Here is a 17,008-nt window from a genome sequence, read left to right as displayed (position 1 = left end):
CGCCGAAGCCCCCCTCCACGGGGCGCGATCCTCCATCATCGGGTTACCGTTCGAGTGGCGTCGGTCGGCCTTGCCGGTGAAAAAGCAGGATCCGTCCGTTTGACAAGGGTGGCCGGGGTACGGTCACACTCCGCTGGTGGGGTCGTCGTACAGCGGCAGCCCCGGGACGGTGGAGGGGTCGGGCGGAGCGCAGCCCGTGCTGCCAGCGCCGACCAGCTCACATAACGACCGGGAGAGAAGAGCGAAGGTGTCCCCGAGCAGCGAGACCGCGCACGGACAGCGACTCGTCATTGTCGAGTCGCCGGCCAAGGCGAAGACGATCAAGGGCTACCTGGGCCCCGGCTACATCGTCGAGGCGAGCGTCGGGCACATCCGCGACCTGCCCAGCACGGCGGCCGAGGTCCCGGACAAGTACACCGGCGAGGTGCGCCGCCTCGGCGTGGACGTCGACCACGACTTCGCTCCCATCTACGTCGTCAACGCTGACAAGAAGTCCCAGGTCAGCAAGTTGAAGTCGCTGCTCGCGGAGTCCGACGAGCTCTTCCTCGCCACCGATGAGGACCGCGAGGGCGAGGCCATCGCGTGGCACCTCCAGCAGGTCCTGAAGCCCAAGGTGCCGGTGCACCGCATGGTGTTCCACGAGATCACCAAGTCGGCGATCCAGGAGGCCGTGGCCAACCCGCGCGAGCTGAACCAGCGCCTGGTCGACGCCCAGGAGACCCGCCGCATCCTCGACCGCCTCTACGGCTTCGAGGTCTCGCCGGTGCTGTGGAAGAAGGTCATGCCGAAGCTCTCGGCAGGCCGCGTGCAGTCGGTCGCGACCCGCCTGGTGGTCGAGCGCGAGCGCGAGCGGATGGCCTTCCGCTCCGCCTCCTACTGGGACCTGGTCGGCACCTTCGGCACCGGCCGCACCCCGGCCGACGCCGCCAACCCGGAGACCTTCGGCGCCCGCCTCTCCGCCGTCGACGGCAAGCGGATCGCCAGCGGCCGCGACTTCGGCCCGGACGGCCGGCTGAAGGCGAGCAGCACCAACACCCTGCACCTGGACGAGCAGGCCGCCCGCGCGCTGGCCGCCGCCCTGGAGCAGACCGCGTTCAGCGTCCGCAGCGTCGAGTCCAAGCCCTACCGCCGCTCGCCGTACGCGCCGTTCCGCACCACCACGCTGCAGCAGGAGGCCAGCCGCAAGCTGGGCTTCGGCGCCAAGCGGACCATGCAGGTGGCCCAGAAGCTGTACGAGAACGGCTTCATCACCTATATGCGTACCGACTCGACGACCCTCTCGGACACCGCCGTCGCGGCCGCCCGCGCGCAGGTCACCCAGCTCTACGGCGCCGACTACCTGCCGGACGCGCCGCGCACCTACGCCAGCAAGGTGAAGAACGCGCAGGAGGCGCACGAGGCCGTCCGCCCGTCCGGCGACCGCTTCCGCACCCCGGCCGAGACCGGCCTGACCGGTGACGACTTCCGGCTCTACGAGCTGATCTGGATGCGCACCGTCGCCTCCCAGATGAAGGACGCGGTCGGCCAGTCGGTCACCGTCAAGGTCGGAGGCCGCGCCTCGGACGGCCGGGACGCCGAGTTCTCCGCCTCCGGCAAGATCATCACCTTCCACGGCTTCCTCAAGGCCTACGTCGAGGGCGCGGACGACCCGAACGCCGAGCTCGACGACCGCGAGCGCCGGCTGCCCCAGGTCACCGAGGGCGACCCGCTGGCTGCCGAGCAGCTCACCCCGGAGGGCCACGCGACCAAGCCGCCCGCCCGCTACACCGAGGCCTCGCTGGTCAAGGAGCTGGAGGACCGGGAGATCGGCCGCCCCTCCACCTACGCCTCGATCATCGACACGATCATCGGCCGCCGCTACGTCTTCAAGAAGGGGACGGCGCTCGTGCCGTCGTTCCTCTCCTTCGCCGTGGTCAACCTGCTGGAGAAGCACTTCGGCCGGCTGGTCGACTACGACTTCACCGCGAAGATGGAGGACGACCTCGACCGGATCGCCGCCGGTGAGGCGCAGTCCGTCCCGTGGCTGAAGCGCTTCTACTTCGGCGAGGGCGAGGGCCACGCCACCGGCGGCGCCGCCGAGGCCGGCAACGGCGACGGCGACCACCTGGGCGGCCTGAAGGAGCTGGTCACCGACCTCGGCGCGATCGACGCCCGGGAGATCAGCTCGTTCCGGATCAGCGAGGACATCACCCTGCGGGTCGGCCGCTACGGCCCGTACGTCGAGCGCGCCTCCGCCGTCGAGGGCGAGCCGGGCCAGCGCGCCGACATCCCGGACGACCTGCCGCCGGACGAGCTCACCGTCGAGCTGGCCGAGGAACTGCTGGCCAGCCCGAGCGGCGACTACGAGCTCGGTCCGGACCCGGTCAGCGGCAACATGCTGGTCGCCAAGAAGGGCCGCTTCGGCCCGTACGTGACCGAGATCCTGCCGGAGGGCACGCCCAAGACCGGCAAGAACGCCGTGAAGCCGCGCACCGCCTCGCTGCTCAAGACGATGACGCTGGACACCGTCACGCTGGAGGACGCGCTGAAGCTGCTCTCGCTGCCGCGCGTGGTCGGCGTCGACGCGGAGGGCGTGGAGATCACCGCGCAGAACGGCCGGTACGGCCCGTACCTCAAGCGCGGCACCGACTCCCGCTCGCTCGCCGACGAGGAGCAGATGTTCACGGTCACCCTGGAGGAGGCCCTGGCCATCTACGCGCAGCCCAAGCAGCGCGGGCGGGCCGCCGCCGCTCCGCCGCTCAAGGAGCTGGGCACCGACCCGGTCAGCGAGCGCCCGGTGGTGGTGAAGGACGGCCGCTTCGGCCCGTACGTCACCGACGGCGAGACCAACGCCACGCTGCGCAAGGACGACGACGTCGAGACCATCACGCCGGAGCGCGGCTACGAGCTCCTGGCGGAGAAGCGGGCGCGCGGTCCGGTGAAGAAGGCCGCCAAGAAGGCCCCGGCGAAGAAGGCGGCCGCCAAGAAGACGGCCACCAAGACCGCCGCGACCAAGACGGCGGCGAAGAAGACCGCGGCAAAGAAGACGGCCACGGCCAAGGCGACCGCGAAGAAGACCGCCGCCAAGAAGACCGCGGCGAGCAAGTCCGCGACGAGCGAGACCACCACGGACGAGGGCTGATCCGCCCCCGCCGGCGGAACCCCGGGCCCGTGCCCCTCCCTCCCCGGGAGAGGCGCGGGCCCGCGGCCGTCGAGGAGCCGTGCGGACTGCGTCACAACCCTGCAATGACCGGTATCCGGAGGCCCGCTCCCCTCTTTTCCGGCCTGCCCCGACCGCTACGCTGACCGTATGACGAGCGAGGAGCAGCCCACCCCCAGCGCCCCCGCGGCCGCGAGACCCGGTTCGCCCGACCTCCTGGAGGTCGTGCCCGCCGGAACCCCCGGTGAGCGGGCCCGCGCGCTGCTGCGGCTGCGCCCGTACCGGCGGCTCTGGACCACCCAGCTGATCGGCGGCACCGCCGACCGGCTCGGGTTCCTGGTGCTGCTCGCCCTGACCGTGATCGCCGCCGCCCTCGGCGGCCAGCTCGGCGACCTGCCGCGCAACCTCGCCTTCGCGGTCGCCGCGGTCTTCGCCACCCGGGTGGCCGCCACCGGGCTGGTCGGCGTCGCCCTGCTCGGCCCGGTGCACGGCCTGCTCGCCGGGAAGCTGGACCGCCGCTGGACGCTCTTCGGGGCGGACGTGCTGCGGGCCGTGCTGGTCGGCATCGCGCCCTGGTGGATCGTCTGGCTGGGCTCCGGCCCGAGGCCGTCCGGCGCCGCGACCTACGTGCTGCTCGGCACGGTCTTCGTGACCGGCGCCGCCGAGCGGGTCTGGGCGATCGCCAAGGCCGCCGCCGTGCCGGGCCTGCTCCCCCCGGCCAACCCGTACGCACCGGCCGCCGAGCAGCGCCCGTCCGCCGCCGACCTGGACACCGTCCGGACGCTGGACCGCCGCACCGGCTGGGGCACCGTGTCCCTGGCCGCCGCCGCGCTGGTCGCGCTCACCCTGGTCAACAACGTTTTCGCCGCGCTCGGCTCGGACTGGCTGCGCGCCCACCAGACCACCTTCGCCGCGCTCGGCGCGGCCGCCCTGTTCGCGGTCTCGGCCGTCCGGGTCTACCTGCAGCAGCTGTCCGGCGGCCCGGTGGCCGTCGCCCCGCACTCCCCGCTCCAGGGCCTGCGCGCGCCGACCGACTCCACGCCCGGCCCCGCACTGCGCAAGGGCCGCACCGGCTCCGCCCCGTACTTCACCTTCGCGGTCGCCGCCGGGTACGCCTCGATGGCGGGCGTCACCGCGCTCGCGCTGCTGACCGCCGCCGAGCACCGCGCCGGGCCGATCGGCTACGGTCTGCTGGTGCTGGCCGCCGTCGGCGTCCCGGCGCTCGGTGTCCGGATGACCAGGGCCACCCTGCCCGCGCTCTCCCGCCGCCGGCTGCTCGCGCTCGCGCTGCTGGTCGAGGGCGTCGCGCTGATCCTCGCGGGCCTGGTGCTGAACTTCGTGCTGGTCCTGCTGCTGACCGTGCTGGCCGCGCTGGCCGCCGGGATCGTCGTCTCGACCGGGCGCACCCTGCTCGCCCAGGAGGTCGAGGAGGCCCGGCTGCCGAAGGTCACCGAGCACCTGTTCGCGGTGCTGCGGGCGGTGGTGGCCGCCGCGCTGGTCGTCGTCCCGCTGATCGCCGCCGCCTACGGGAACGTCGAGTACGGCACGGTCGAGCCCGGCTCGTTCACCTTCATCCACGGCGGTGCGGCCCTCGCGGTGGCCACCGCGGGCCTGCTCACCCTGGTGCTCGCCGCCGTCGTGCTGCTCAAGACCGACGACCGCCGGGGCACCGCGCCGTTCGGCCGGGACCTGCTGGACGCCGTCCGTGGCGGTGCCGTGCTCCCGCCGCACCGGACGACCGGTACTGGCTTCTTCATCGCGCTGGAGGGCGGCGACGGCGCCGGCAAGTCCACCCAGGCGCAGGCGCTCGCCGAGTGGATCCGCGGCAAGGGTCACGAGGTGGTGCTCACCCGCGAGCCCGGCGGCAGCCCGGTCGGCCAGCGGCTGCGCGGCCTCGTCCTGGACGTCGCCAACACCGGCCTCTCGCACCGCGCCGAGGCGCTGATCTACGCCGCCGACCGCGCCGAGCACGTCGAGAACGTGATCCGGCCCGCGCTCGCCCGCGGCGCGGTGGTGATCACCGACCGCTACATGGACTCCTCCATCGCCTACCAGGGCGCCGGCCGCGACCTGGCCGCGACCGAGGTGGCCCGGATCTCGCGCTGGGCGATCGGCGGGCTGCTGCCCGACCTGACCGTCGTGCTGGACGTCGACCCGACCAAGGCGCGGGAGCGGTTCACCGAGGCGCTGGACCGGCTGGAGTCCGAGCCGACCGAGTTCCACCAGCGGGTGCGCGCGGGCTTCCTCGCGCTGGCGGCCGCCGACCCGGCCCGCTACCTGGTCGTGGACGGCAGCCAGCAGCCCGGCTTCGTCACCACCGCGATCCGCCACCGGCTCGACCGCGAGCTGCCGCTCTCCGAGCAGGAGAAGGCCGCCCGCGTCGAGCAGGAGCGGCTCGCCCGCGAGGAGGCGGAGCGCCGCGCGGCCGAGGAGGCGCGGAAGAAGGCCGAGGCCGAGGCCGCCGAGCGCAAGCGGCAGGAGCTGCTGGAGCAGCTCCGGGCCGAGCAGGCGGAGAAGGAGCGGCTGGCGAAGGAGGAGGCCGAGCGCAAGGCCGCGGAGGCGGCGCGCAAGGCGGCCGAGGAGGCCAGGCGCAAGGCGGAGGAGGAAGCACGCCGGCGCGCCGAGGAGGAGGCGAAGCTCCGCGCGGCCGAGGAGGCCCGGCTGGCCGCCGAGGCCGCCGAGCGCAAGCGGCTCGCCGAGGAGGCCGCCGCTCAGGCGGAGCTCCAGCGGCAGCGGGAGCTGCAGCGCGAGGAGCAGCGCCGTCGTGCCGAGGAGGCGCTGCAGCGGGCCGAGGAGGCCCGGCTGGCGCAGGCCGCGGCGCTGGCGGCGGCTGCCGCCGCTGCGGCGGAGGCGGCCGAGCGGGCGGAGCGGGCGGCTGCTGCCGAGGCTCCGGCGTCGTCGCCGGCTCCGGCTCCGTCCCCGGCTCCGGCGCCCGGTGACGCGGTGACCACCGAGCTGCGGGTGGTGAAGGAGCGGGGCGCCGACGACGCCACGCAGGAGATCTCCGAGCGGGACCGCCGGGCGGCCGTCCGGGCCGCCGAGGCGGCTGCGGCCGGCGGGGCTCCGGCGAGTGGGGCTCAGAGCACTGGCGCTCCGGCGAGCGGTGCCGGGGCCGACAGGTCTCGGGCGGGCGGTGCCTCGGAGGTCGACGCGACGGCCAAGCTGCCGGTCGTGCCCGGTACGCCGGCGGCGCCGGCGACTCCCGCCGCGGTGGACGAGACGGCCGTGCTGCCCCGGATTCCCGCGGCGGACGCCGACCGTGGTGCCACCGACCGGACCGAGCTGCTGCCCCGGATCGAGTCGGCGGGTTCGGCCGGTCCGGCGGGTTCGGCCGGTCCGGCCGACCGGGTGCCGCCGGGTCTCTGGCGGGACGAGCCGGCCGGGCGCGCCGCCCAGGAGCAGCCGGTCGACAGCACGCGCGAGCTGCCCGTGGTCGACGACGAGGAGCAGCAGCCGGCCGTCGAGCCGCGGCCCCGGCCCTCCTGGGCCGAGGAGACGCCGATGGACGACCTGCCGAGCCTCACCGACACCCTGCTCGGCTCCCGTGACGAGTGGGCCCGCTGGGAGCAGGGCGGGCCGGCGGAGTCCGGCCTCCGCGACCCGCGTGTCCGCTACGGCTCCGGGACGGCGGACGAGGGCGGCCAGCCGGGTGACCCCGGCCGGCCCGCTCAGCCCGCTCAGCCCGGTCAGGGCGACCACGGGCAGGACGGGAGCGGGGACAAGGGCAAGGGCCGGCGCTGGCGGCGCCGGGGCTGACCCGGCGCAGGGCCGGCGGCCGCCGGTCGGCGGAGGCGACGGCCCGACACGTCGGAGGCCGAACGAGCCGGAACGGCGGTGGGCGGTGCGGTCGGGGCGCGGCGCTCCGGCGGCACCGCCCGCTGTCGTTCCCGCCACGTATGCTCGACGGCGGAAACCGCCCCGGGCCGCGTGCCCCGGGGCACGGCGGCCACCGGGGCGGCGCGGACACGGCAGACAGGCCGGTCCGGGCGGGCGCGGGCGTCCGCACCGGGATTTCGCACCGGGATTCCGCATCGGTGGTTCCGCGCGGCGGAGTTCACGCGGGGCAGCCCGCGCAGGGCGATCAGCACGAGGCAGCAGTCCGTACGAGGTGGCTCGTACCGAGCTTGGGAGCAGCAGTGGCCGTCTGGGACGACCTGGTGGGCCAGGAGCGGGTGGTCGAGCAGTTGACCGCCGCCGCCCGGGCGGCCGGGGCCACGGTCGCCGCCGGCCGCGGCGCAGCACCCGAGCCGGCCGGCAACGCCTCGCTGATGACGCACGCCTGGCTGTTCACCGGTCCGCCCGGGGCCGGTCAGACCACCGCCGCCCGCGCCTTCGCCGCCGCCCTCCAGTGCACCAGCCCCGACCTCGCGCTCGGCGGCACGCCCGGCTGCGGCTTCTGCGACGGCTGCCACACCGTGATGGCGGGCAGCCACGCCGACGTGAAGTACGTCCGCACCGACGGCCTGTCGATCGGCGTCGGCGACATGCGCGACCTGGTGCTGCGCGCGTCCAGCTACCCGACCGGCGGCCGCTGGTCGGTGATCCTGGTCGACGCCGCCCACCGCCTCACCGAGGCCGCCGCCAACGCCCTGCTCAAGGGCGTCGAGGAACCGTCCCCGCGCACCGTCTGGCTGCTCTGCGCGCCGTCCGTGCAGGACGTGCTGCCCACCATCCGCTCGCGCTGCCGGCTGCTGGTGCTGCGCCAGCCCGCCGCCGAGGCCGTCGCCGACATGCTGGTCCGGCGCGACGGCGTCGATCCCGAGACCGCCCGGCTGGCCGCGCTCGCCGGGCAGGGGGACATCGAGCGCTCCCGCCGCCTCGCCGTGGACGAGCAGGCCCGCACCCGGCGCACCGAGGTGCTGCGGATCCCGCTGGAGGTCTCCGACCTCGGCGGCTGCCTGGCCGCCGCCCAGCGCCTCGTCGACACCGCGAAGGCCGACGCCGAGGCGCTCGCCGAGACCCAGGACGCCAAGGAGACCGACGACCTCAAGGCCGCGTACGGCGCGGCCGAGGGCGGCAAGGCCCCGCGCGGCATGGCCGGGGCGGTCAAGGAGCTGGAGAAGCGGCAGAAGAGCCGCGCCACCCGGACCCGCCGGGAGACGCTCGGCGTCGCCCTGCTGGACCTGCTCGGGTTCTACCGGGACGTGCTCGCCCTGCAGCTCGGTTCGGCCGGCGCGCTGTCCAACGAGGACCAGCGGCAGGCGCTGAACCGGGTCGCCCAGGCAGGTCCGCCGGAGAGCACGTTGCGGCGGATCGAGGCGGTGCTGGCCTGTCGGCAGGCGCTGGACCGCAACGTCGACCCGCTGCTCGCGGTGGAGGCGATGACGGTCGCGCTGCGGGCGGGCTGAACCGCCCGGGCTGAACCGCTGGGCTGAACCGCCCGGGCCGGCCGGGGCGCGGACGGGCGGCGTCTCGTCGGCCGCCCCGGTCCCCGGCCCGCTCCGGGCCGTCGAGCCCCGCGGCGGCCGCCCCGGGTAGGGCTTCCCGCGCTAGCCGTACGTCCCACCTTCGAGTGAACGGGCGGTACGCGCCGCGCACACCGGCGTGTGACCGCCGGGTCGTCTTGCACGCTGGGGCCGACTGCGCCCCGACGGCGGGGCCGTCGCGTCCCGTCCGGCACCGGCGCCCACCGGTGGCCCGGCCCTCCTCCCGAGGCGGTGCGTCCCATGGTCCGTTCGCTCCTCGTCGTTCCCCTGCTCGCCGCCGCCGCGGGCGGGGTCTGGCTCGCCCGCGGCGCCCTGCAGCGCTGGCGCGACCTGCGGGCCGCCGAGACCTACGAGCTGACCGGTGACCAGCGGCCGATGCTGCTGCGGGCGGCCGGGGCGATGGTCTGCGGCGTCTTCGTCACGCTGCTCACCGTGCTGACGGCGCTGGGGACGTTCGGGGCGCTCGGGTCGTCGGAGTCGCGGTCCGGGTCCGGGTCCGGGTCCGGGTCCGGGTCCGCGGAGCTGGCCGCCGACCCGGCCGACGCCGCCGCCGCGGGAGGCGGGCGGCAGGCGGCGCCCCCGGCGGCCGACGGCGCGCCGGCCACCGCGCCCGCGCCCGGTTCCGGCGCCGCTCCCGCTGCCGTGCCCGCCGTACCCGCTGCCGCATCCGCCCCGGGCGCCGTGCCGGCGGCCCCGCCGGTGACCAGCCGCTTCGACAGCGTCGGCCACCCGGGCGGCGGCGAACTGCTGCAGTCCGCCGTCCTGGGGCCCGACGGACACCCGCGCAACGTCCGGGTCTGGCTGCCGGCCCAGTACGCCAAGGAGCCGAACGCCCGGTTCCCCGTGGTCGTGATGCAGGCCGCCGCCCCGCGGAAGACCGCCGACGCCGAGGTCCCCGACGTCTTCGACGGCCTGAGCTCGGCCGTGCAGACCGGCAAGGCCCGCCCGTTCATCCTGGTCGCCCCCGAGGCACCGAGCGGCACCGAGCACCCCTGCGACCTGGTCGCCGCGGCACCGCAGGCCGTCGCCGACGACGCCGCGCTGCGCGCCACCATCGCGGCCGCCTTCCGCACGCTGCCGCCCGGCCCGGCCTCCTGGGGCACGCTCGGGGTGGAGGGCGGCGCGCCCTGCGCCGTGGCCGCCGGCCTGGCGCGCCCCGACCTGTACGGCGCGGCCGCCGCGGTCTCCGGCCGGTTCGACACCGCCGCGCTGGCCCTGACCGGCGCCGAGGCCCCCGCCAACGCCGCCCCCAAGCTGTTGCTGGCCGCCGCCAAGGCCGACGCCGCCGGGCTGGACGCCGCCCGCAAGCTGCAGGCCGCGCTGCGCGGCGGGACCGGCGCGGCGGCCCGCGCCGATGTGCGGATCTCCGACAACGTCCAGGACTACACGCCGGACCGGGAGCGGCTGCGGCTGGTCCGGCAGGCGGTGCAGTACCTGGCCGAGACCCTGGCCAAGGCGTCCTGAGCAGGGCCGCGGCGAGGACTACGCTTCGACGTACCCGGGGTGCCGGCACCGGCCGCGCCCCTGCACCCGAGGGGGAGCGGATGAGGGCAGAGCGGGACCGGCACACGACGGCGATGGCCGCGCTGCTGGCGGCGGCCGGGCTGCTGCTCGGCGGGTGCTCCTCCACCTCGACCACGGCGTCCACTCCCGGCTCCGCCTCGTCGGACAGGGCCGGGTCGACGGCCGCCCGGAGCCCGGCGGCCGGTGGAGGGTCGTCCTCGGCTGCGGCCTCGGCCTCGGGGGCGCTCCCGGCGGGGGACGCCCGGCCGGGCGTCACACCGCTGGAACCGCTCCCGGCGGCCGTCCCCGCCGCGCTGGCCCCGTACTACGGGCAGAAGCTCGACTGGCAGCCCTGCGACGACGGCTTCGAGTGCACCACCTTCAAGGTGCCGCTCGACTACGCGCACCCGGAGGGCGGGGACCTCGCCTTGTCGGCGGTCCGGGCCCCGGCGCTCCCGGCCGACTCGGGGAGCGGCCCGGGCTCAGCGGGCGCCGGCCGGCTCGGTTCGCTGCTGCTCAACCCCGGCGGGCCCGGCGGCTCGGCGGTCGAGTACGTGGAGGCCGCCGCGAGTAGCTTCGACAGCGGTGTGCGCGCCCGGTACGACCTGGTCGGCCTCGACCCGCGCGGGGTCGGCCGCAGCAGCCCGGTCACCTGTCTGAACGGCGAGCGGATGGACGCCTACACCGCCGTCGACATCACCCCCGACGACCAGGCCGAGATCGACGCCCTGGTGGCAGCCGACAAGGAGTTCGCCGAGGGCTGCCGCCGGCAGGCCGGCGACCGGCTCGGCCACCTCGGCACGGTCGAGGCGGCCCGGGACATGGACGTCCTGCGGGCACTGGTCGGGGACGAGCGGCTCAACTACGTCGGCAAGTCGTACGGGACGTTCCTCGGCGCGACCTACGCCGGGCTCTTCCCCACCCGCACCGGCCGGATCGTGCTGGACGGCGCGATGGACCCGTCGCTCGACTCGCTCAGCGGCAACCGCACCCAGGCCGGCGGTTTCGAGACCGCCTGGGCGGCCTTCGCCGGGGACTGCGCCAAGCGCGAGGACTGCCCCCTCGGCCGGACCGAGCAGCAGGCCGGCGAGCAACTCACCGCCCTGTTCCAGGCGGTCGACGCGCGGCCGCTGCCCACCACCGACTCCGGCCGCCGGCTCACCGAGGCCCAGGCCACCACCGGCGTCATCCAGGCCATGTACGCCGACTTCCTCTGGCCGAGGCTGCGCACCGCGCTCGCCGACGCCAAGGCCGGCGACGGCACCGGCCTGCTCAGGCTCTCGGACTCGTACTACGACCGCGGCTCGGACGGCTCGTACCCCAACCTGATGTTCGCCAACATGGCGGTGAACTGCCTGGACCTGCCGGCCCCCTTCGCCGGCCCGGCCGACGTCCAGCGGGCGGTGCCGGACTTCGAACAGTCCTCGCCGCGGTTCGGCCGCGACATGGCCTGGATGGCGCTGACCTGCAGCTACTGGCCGGTGCGGGCCACCGGCTCGGCGCACACCGTCCGGGCGGCCGGCGCGGCCCCGATCGTGGTCGTCGGCACCACCCGCGACCCGGCCACCCCGTACGCGTGGGCGCAGTCCCTGGCCGGCCAGCTGGAGTCCGGCCGGCTGCTGACCTACGACGGGGACGGTCACACCGCCTACGGCCGCCGCGACGCCTGCGTCGACGGCGCCGTCAACCGGTACCTGCTGGGCGGCGAGGCGCCGGAGAACGGCAAGCGCTGCGGGTGATGGCCGCAGCCGGCGCGTGGGGCTTACAACAAGCAGATGATTTCCGCTTCAACCTCTCGCAGTACGACGTTACGATGAGCGCCCCGCCCCACCTGCCACCCCCACCGGAGCGCACCGTGCTCGGAGTCAACGACCTGGCGACCTACATCCTCGGCGCCCTCGTCATCATCCTTCTCCCCGGCCCCAACTCCCTGTACGTGCTGTCCGTCGCCGCCCGCAAGGGCGTCCGGACCGGCTACACCGCCGCCGCCGGCGTCTTCGTGGGCGACTTCACCCTGATCAGCCTCACCTCGCTGGGCGCCGCCTCGCTCCTGGAGGCCAACCCGGCCGTCTTCGCCGTGGTGAAGTTCGGCGGCGCCGCCTACCTGCTCTGGATCGGTGTCGGCATGCTCCGCGCGGCCCGCCAACTCTGGCGCGAACACCGCGCCGCGGACCGCGACCCCGACGCCGCCGCGGCCCCCGCCCCGGAGACCACCGAGCGCCCGTTCCGCCGCGCCCTGGTGATCAGCCTGCTGAACCCCAAGGCCATCCTCTTCCTGCTCTCCTTCTTCACCCAGTTCGTCGACCCCTCCTACGGCCGGCCGGCGCTCTCCTTCGCCCTCCTCGGCGGCATCCTGCAGACCTTCAGCCTGCTCTACCTCTCCATGCTGATCTTCGCGGGCACCACCCTCGCCACCGCCTTCCGCCGCCGCCGTCGCCTCTCCGCCGGCCTCACCAGCGGCGTCGCCGTCCTCTTCGCCGGCTTCGCCGCCAAGCTCGCCGTCTCCTCCGCCTGACCCCCACCCACGGAACCGGGTACGGATCACCCCCCGAACCTGTGTAGACTGGCCCGCGTTGCCGACACACTCGGCAACGGTGCCGCCTTAGCTCAGTTGGCCAGAGCAACGCACTCGTAATGCGTAGGTCGCGGGTTCGAATCCCGCAGGCGGCTCAGTGGGGAAGGCCCGGTCAGATTCTCTGACCGGGCCTTTGCCGTTCCGCGACCTGCGGGCAGGGCGACGGCGAAGTTCTACAAGATCGCTTGCGCGGACGATGCGTGAGCCCTTGGTCTTCTTGGCCTTGGACTTTGACCTTCCGAGCAGGCTCAATCCTCCCGGGAGCCCGCGTCAGCCGACGGCGGCCCAACCCCATGGCCGTGGACCGTTCTGTTCTCGTATGCAGGCGAGTCGGTGGTGGGCTTCCGCTCGGTGGCGGGCCGGATCGGCTGCCGCGTGCTGGAGGGCGAAGCAGGTGACCCGAAGCTCACGGATGTCCCGCAGCACGGTGTAGCCGGCCCAGGCCATCACGTCGACACCGTACGCGTCGCAGAAAGCCGCGTACTCGCTGTCCGAAACGGTGCCGAAGGTGCCGTAGCCGACGGCGGTGGCGGTGAGGTCCCACTCGGGAGGCCCCAGCGAGGTCCGTTCGAAGTCGAGTAGGTAGGCGGTGGTGGGCGTGACCGCGACGTTGCCGCCCCAGGCGTCGCCATGGATGACGCTTGTCAGCATTCCTGTCGGGAGACTGGACCATGCCGTTTCGAGTGCCGTCAGGCGGTCGCGTAGCCACTGCCGTTGCTCGCTGTCGAGGGTGGTCGCGCCGTCGATCCTGGCGGCCAACCGGACGAACGGGTCGAGGTAGCCCAACGGAATGGCTGGGACGGGAAGTTCGTGGAGCCGTCGGAGGAGTGGCGCGATGTCGGTGGCGGTCCCTGGGCGATGTGGGGGCAGCTCGTGCCAGAAGGTCACCGGGTGGCCGTCCACATCCAGTGGCTCCCGCAGGTGATCGAGTGGCTGTACTGCAGGCACCTCGCAGTCATGCAGCCACCGGGCGACCGCCAGTTCGCGGGCGGCGGCAGCCGCCTGCCCGGGGCGAGCGATGCGGGCCACGATCTGATGCGGCAGTCGCCACAGTGCGTTCTCCCCGATCCGTATCGGCTCGGCTCCCGCTGCGGACAGGCCGGTGTCGGCACACGCCTTGAGCAGTAGCGCGTGGGATTCCTCGGAACGACTCACGTCGCCACCGTAGCGGCGATCCGCTCCCGCAGGTCCCGGACGTCGGGGAGGTTGCGGTGGCGGTGGGCTACCCGGCCCAGCTCGGCCAGCTCATGGTTGGCGCGGAGCGAGCGGAGGTCGCCGACCTCGGCGAGCGCGCTTTGCCCCTCGGCCAGGGCCTGCTCGGGGTCACTGGCTGCCATCTGGAGCGTGGCGAGTTTGGTGCGTGAGAACGCGCGGGACCGGGCGAAACAGTCGCCATGGCTGTCCACCGCGGTCTGCAGTCGTTGGAGGGCCTTCTGCGGCGGGTGGCCGGCGAGGGCGAGGTCGAACAGGGCGTGGCCGGTGTCGCCGTGGTGCTGGGCGCTGTCGTAGTACGCCATCCACGGCCCCTCGGCTGTCGCGATGATCGAGGCGAACGAGTCGTCGGAGGTGCCGATCGCAGCCAGGGTCTGCTGGGTGCGGCCCATCTTGGCGAGGGCTCGGGCACGGGCGTTGTGGAGCATGGACTGTTCGGCGGGGGAGAGGCGGTCGGCGCGGGCGAGGCCGAGTTCCGCAAGCGTGAGGCCGGCGTCGGGGGTGCCGCGCCAGGTGGCCTGTCGGGAACGCAGGTTGTAGGAGATCGCCCGCAACGGCCAGTTGTCCACTTCCTCGGCGCACGAGGTGGCGAAGGCGAAGAGGCGGTGGGCGTCGTCATGGGCGAAGGCGTCGAAGGCGGAGGCGCCGACCACGGTCGCCAGGCGGCTGACTGCGGCGAACAGCTCGGCGCGCAGTGGAACATGGCAGCGGCTGTTCAGGAGGCCGGCAGCCCAGCGCAGTTGGGCGAGTGCGGTGTCACGGACGACGCCGGCGCCGCCGTAGAGGTTGTCCCAGCTGCGCAGTGTGGTCGCTGCGGCGCGGACCTGTTCGACGTCTGCGGGTCGAACCACGGCGGGTACGGCAGCGGCCGGGGTAGAGGTCAGGAGCTGGGCCAGCGGGCCGGCGGCGAGCGCAGCGCTCGTCGCGGCAAGGAAGTTCCGTCGTTCCATGGGGTCGGACTCGTTCCACTCGAGAGCGGGTGGTGGCTCCTCCAGCGTGCCCCCGAGCACAGCCCTCCGGGGAGCCCTGACGGGCGCACTGGGCCGTCTGTCCATTTCCCGTGAGCGGTTGTCCATTTCGGCCTGAGCCAGCGCCATGCTTCGCGCCAGGACTCCGCCGGTGTTCAGGGCAGCATCCAATGCCTGGGCGTGGTGCAGCTTGCAGGGCCGGTCAGCCCGCTCGATCTTGCTGATCAGGTCCCCGCTGAGGTGGACCAGCCGTCCGAGTTCGTCCTGGCTCAGGGTCCTGAGCTCGCGCCAGTGCCGGAGTTCCGCACCGAACCAGTGGGCCGCGGACCGCGTGGGGTCCAAGGGCTTTGGTGGTCGCGGCATTTGGTCCCCCAGGACGTCTCATGTGGACAGCGGCCGCTGTCCGAATGCCGGTACTGGTCGGGCGGCCCGCCGGCAGGGCTGAATGTCTCCAAGCGCTCAGGACCCATTACACACCGCTACGGCCCTGACGTGCAGGTGTTCGGCGCAACCGCGCCACGACCGGCCCGTGCTGTACCCAGTCACGAAGGAGAAGCGCCGATGACCCTCCCCGCGATCTCCGTCCTTGCCCGCCGTATCACGCTCATCGGCACCGACCGGGAGCACGTTCCCCCGGCCAGGGACGCAGTCGTCCGCATTGCCCGCTCCTGGGGGATCGCCGGGGAGGCGCTGGACGACATCACGGTGGTCGCCGACGAGTTGCTCGCCAACGCAGTCATCCACGCTCCGGGCAGGCTGCTGGTCGGGATCCACCTCTACCCGAACGGCGATCGGGTGGTCATCGAGGTCTACGACCCGTCGTGCCGGATGTCGGCCGCGGCCGCGAACTTCGGGAACAGCGAACTGACCAGCGGCCGGGGGATGCTGCTGATCGAGAGCCTGTCCGAGAACTGGGGCGCGGAGCCGACGACCCACGGCAAGAAGGTCTGGGCGGAGCTCGTCGTTCCCGCCGTCGCGGTGCCCGAGCGCCTCCGCTCGGCACGCCGGACAGCACTGCTCGCAAGCCTGCTCCGTGCCGGACGCCCCAGACCGCGACCCCATACTCCCGCTCACCACGGCGCCCGCCCGCACCAGTGGTTCTCCCCGAGCCGTGCTCCGCACGCCCACCGACTCCGCCCGTACCGATGCAGGCACACCGGCCGGGCGGTGACCGGGCCGGTCGCCTTTCCCCCGGGGGGCGGCCGGCCCGACCCCACGCGACACAGCCGCATCTGCCCCACCCCAACTCGGCTCTACGGAAGGATGGATGGATGAGTGACTGGGAGTTCGTAAAGGACAGAACCGCCACCGAAGGTGCGGTGTGGCGGTCGGCCGACGGCCTGCTCTACAAGCGGACCGGCGGAGAGGATCTGCGGGCGGAGACCGAGTTCCAGCAGCTGGCCGCCGGCCTGGGCTACCCGGTTCCGGAGATCACCGACAGCGGCTCGGAGGACGGGCGCTACTTCGTCGTCGAGCGTGCCATCGGCGACACCTCGCTGCACGAGGAGGCGCTGGCCGACGCCAGGCGGGACGGTCAGGTCAGCTATCAGGTGATCAGCACGGCGGCCGCCGTCGCGTCCAAGCTCCTGCAGGCCGAGGCGAGGCACCCCCTGCCCGCCACGCCGTGGTTCGAGAAGGCGGCCTTCGCGGCCGAGGTCTTCGAGGAGAACCCGGACTTCGACACCCCGCGCATCCACGAGGCGGTCAAGCATGCGCTCGACCGGCTGGCCCGGCTCCCGATGGTGCACGGGCACCTGGACTACGGCCTGCCCAACGTCCTTCAGGCCGGGGTCATCGACTGGCAGCACCACGGACCGGTCCCGCTCGGCTACGACGTCTACCCCGCGCTCGACATCGTGGCTTTCAAGGGCGGCGGCAAGGGCTACAGCATCACCCCGGAACAGCGCGCCGCCTACACCGCCGCTCTCGACGAGACCACCGCGTCCCTGATCGGGCGGCGGGTCAGCGAGCACCTGGGCGACTTCCTGCTCGTCAAGTGCTTCTTCTTCCTCGCCCTCATGCGGCCCACCGACCTCACGCGGCACGACAAGCACATCAAGTGGCAGTACCGCCGCGCCCTCTTCACGATGGGACTTGATCAGTATGAGTCGGGCAACACGATCGACACCGGCACCTTCCCCACTCTGGAACGGTTCACCGCTGAACACCGGTAGGCCGGTCCCGA

General features: G+C 74.0%; 10 protein-coding genes, 1 tRNA gene and 1 pseudogene. 9 read left to right on the top strand and 3 right to left on the bottom strand.

From position 1 onward, the window contains the following. Nucleotides 1-247: 247 nt before the first annotated feature. The 7 genes from topA to ACIPSC_RS18460 all read left to right on the top strand — a co-directional run bounded on the left by topA (nt 248) and on the right by ACIPSC_RS18460 (nt 12,738). Nucleotides 248-3,121, top strand: a complete 2,874-nt coding sequence (topA, locus tag ACIPSC_RS18490) for a type I DNA topoisomerase (RefSeq protein ID WP_400826796.1) — start codon at nt 248-250, stop codon at nt 3,119-3,121. Nucleotides 3,122-3,289: 168 nt separating this feature from the next. After that, the gene (gene tmk, locus ACIPSC_RS18485; protein ID WP_400826795.1) at nt 3,290-6,895 is read left to right on the top strand and encodes a dTMP kinase; all 3,606 of its coding nucleotides are present in this window, start codon (nt 3,290-3,292) and stop codon (nt 6,893-6,895) included. Between the two features lie 380 nt (nt 6,896-7,275). After that, nucleotides 7,276-8,487, top strand: a complete 1,212-nt coding sequence (locus ACIPSC_RS18480) for a DNA polymerase III subunit delta' (protein ID WP_400826848.1) — start codon at nt 7,276-7,278, stop codon at nt 8,485-8,487. 318 nt (nt 8,488-8,805) lie between these two features. Further along, on the top strand, nt 8,806-10,029 hold the full coding sequence (locus ACIPSC_RS18475) for a hypothetical protein (RefSeq protein WP_400826794.1): 1,224 nt from the start codon (nt 8,806-8,808) through the stop codon (nt 10,027-10,029). 80 nt (nt 10,030-10,109) lie between these two features. Then, nucleotides 10,110-11,807, top strand: a complete 1,698-nt coding sequence (locus ACIPSC_RS18470) for an alpha/beta hydrolase (protein WP_400826793.1) — start codon at nt 10,110-10,112, stop codon at nt 11,805-11,807. 116 nt (nt 11,808-11,923) lie between these two features. Beyond that, complete coding sequence (leuE, locus tag ACIPSC_RS18465; protein ID WP_400826846.1) at nt 11,924-12,583, top strand: leucine efflux protein LeuE; 660 nt, start codon at nt 11,924-11,926, stop codon at nt 12,581-12,583. An 81-nt stretch (nt 12,584-12,664) separates the two neighbouring features. Continuing rightward, a tRNA-Thr gene (locus ACIPSC_RS18460) sits at nt 12,665-12,738 on the top strand. Nucleotides 12,739-12,913: 175 nt separating this feature from the next. On the opposite strand, the gene ACIPSC_RS18455 is transcribed toward ACIPSC_RS18460, so the two are convergent. The 3 genes and pseudogenes from ACIPSC_RS18455 to ACIPSC_RS18445 form a co-directional block, all read right to left on the bottom strand. After that, nucleotides 12,914-13,798 carry a phosphotransferase family protein gene (locus ACIPSC_RS18455; protein WP_400826792.1) on the bottom strand — a complete coding sequence of 295 codons (885 nt, stop codon included), beginning with the start codon at nt 13,796-13,798 and terminating at the stop codon, nt 12,914-12,916. Then, nucleotides 13,795-14,805, bottom strand: a complete 1,011-nt coding sequence (locus ACIPSC_RS18450) for a hypothetical protein (RefSeq protein WP_400826844.1) — start codon at nt 14,803-14,805, stop codon at nt 13,795-13,797. Before ACIPSC_RS18450 ends, ACIPSC_RS18455 begins: the two co-directional genes overlap by 4 nt. A gap of 162 nt (nt 14,806-14,967) precedes the next feature. After that, nucleotides 14,968-15,186, bottom strand: a pseudogene (locus ACIPSC_RS18445) (helix-turn-helix domain-containing protein); the annotation flags it as partial. Between the two features lie 198 nt (nt 15,187-15,384). On the opposite strand from ACIPSC_RS18445, the gene ACIPSC_RS18440 reads away from it, so the two are divergent. Together ACIPSC_RS18440 and ACIPSC_RS18435 are read left to right on the top strand one after the other, a co-directional pair. Further along, a complete protein-coding gene (locus ACIPSC_RS18440) occupies nt 15,385-16,098 on the top strand; it encodes an ATP-binding protein (RefSeq protein ID WP_400826791.1) in 714 nt (237 codons plus the stop codon). Continuing rightward, nucleotides 16,095-16,997, top strand: a complete 903-nt coding sequence (locus tag ACIPSC_RS18435) for a phosphotransferase (protein WP_400826790.1) — start codon at nt 16,095-16,097, stop codon at nt 16,995-16,997. The genes ACIPSC_RS18440 and ACIPSC_RS18435 overlap by 4 nt, the downstream gene beginning before the upstream one ends. The last annotated feature ends 11 nt before the right edge of the window (nt 16,998-17,008 follow it).

It is taken from the genome of Kitasatospora sp. NPDC090091, assembly GCF_044747365.1.
In the GTDB taxonomy this organism is placed as follows: Bacteria; Actinomycetota; Actinomycetes; order Streptomycetales; family Streptomycetaceae; genus Kitasatospora.
The sequence above is the reverse complement of the archived record's forward strand: the minus strand, read 5'-3'. Positions and strand labels throughout refer to the sequence as shown.

Excerpts from the sequence above, each read along its gene's own strand:
- ACIPSC_RS18435 (WP_400826790.1), top strand. The coding sequence starts at position 16,095 with ATGAGTGACTGGGAGTTCGTAAAGGACAGAACCGCCACCGAAGGTGCG.
- ACIPSC_RS18470 (WP_400826793.1), top strand. The coding sequence starts at position 10,110 with ATGAGGGCAGAGCGGGACCGGCACACGACGGCGATGGCCGCGCTGCTG.
- ACIPSC_RS18450 (WP_400826844.1), bottom strand. The coding sequence starts at position 14,805 with ATGGAACGACGGAACTTCCTTGCCGCGACGAGCGCTGCGCTCGCCGCC.
- ACIPSC_RS18440 (WP_400826791.1), top strand. The coding sequence starts at position 15,385 with ATGACCCTCCCCGCGATCTCCGTCCTTGCCCGCCGTATCACGCTCATC.
- ACIPSC_RS18475 (WP_400826794.1), top strand. The coding sequence starts at position 8,806 with ATGGTCCGTTCGCTCCTCGTCGTTCCCCTGCTCGCCGCCGCCGCGGGC.
- tmk (WP_400826795.1), top strand. The coding sequence starts at position 3,290 with ATGACGAGCGAGGAGCAGCCCACCCCCAGCGCCCCCGCGGCCGCGAGA.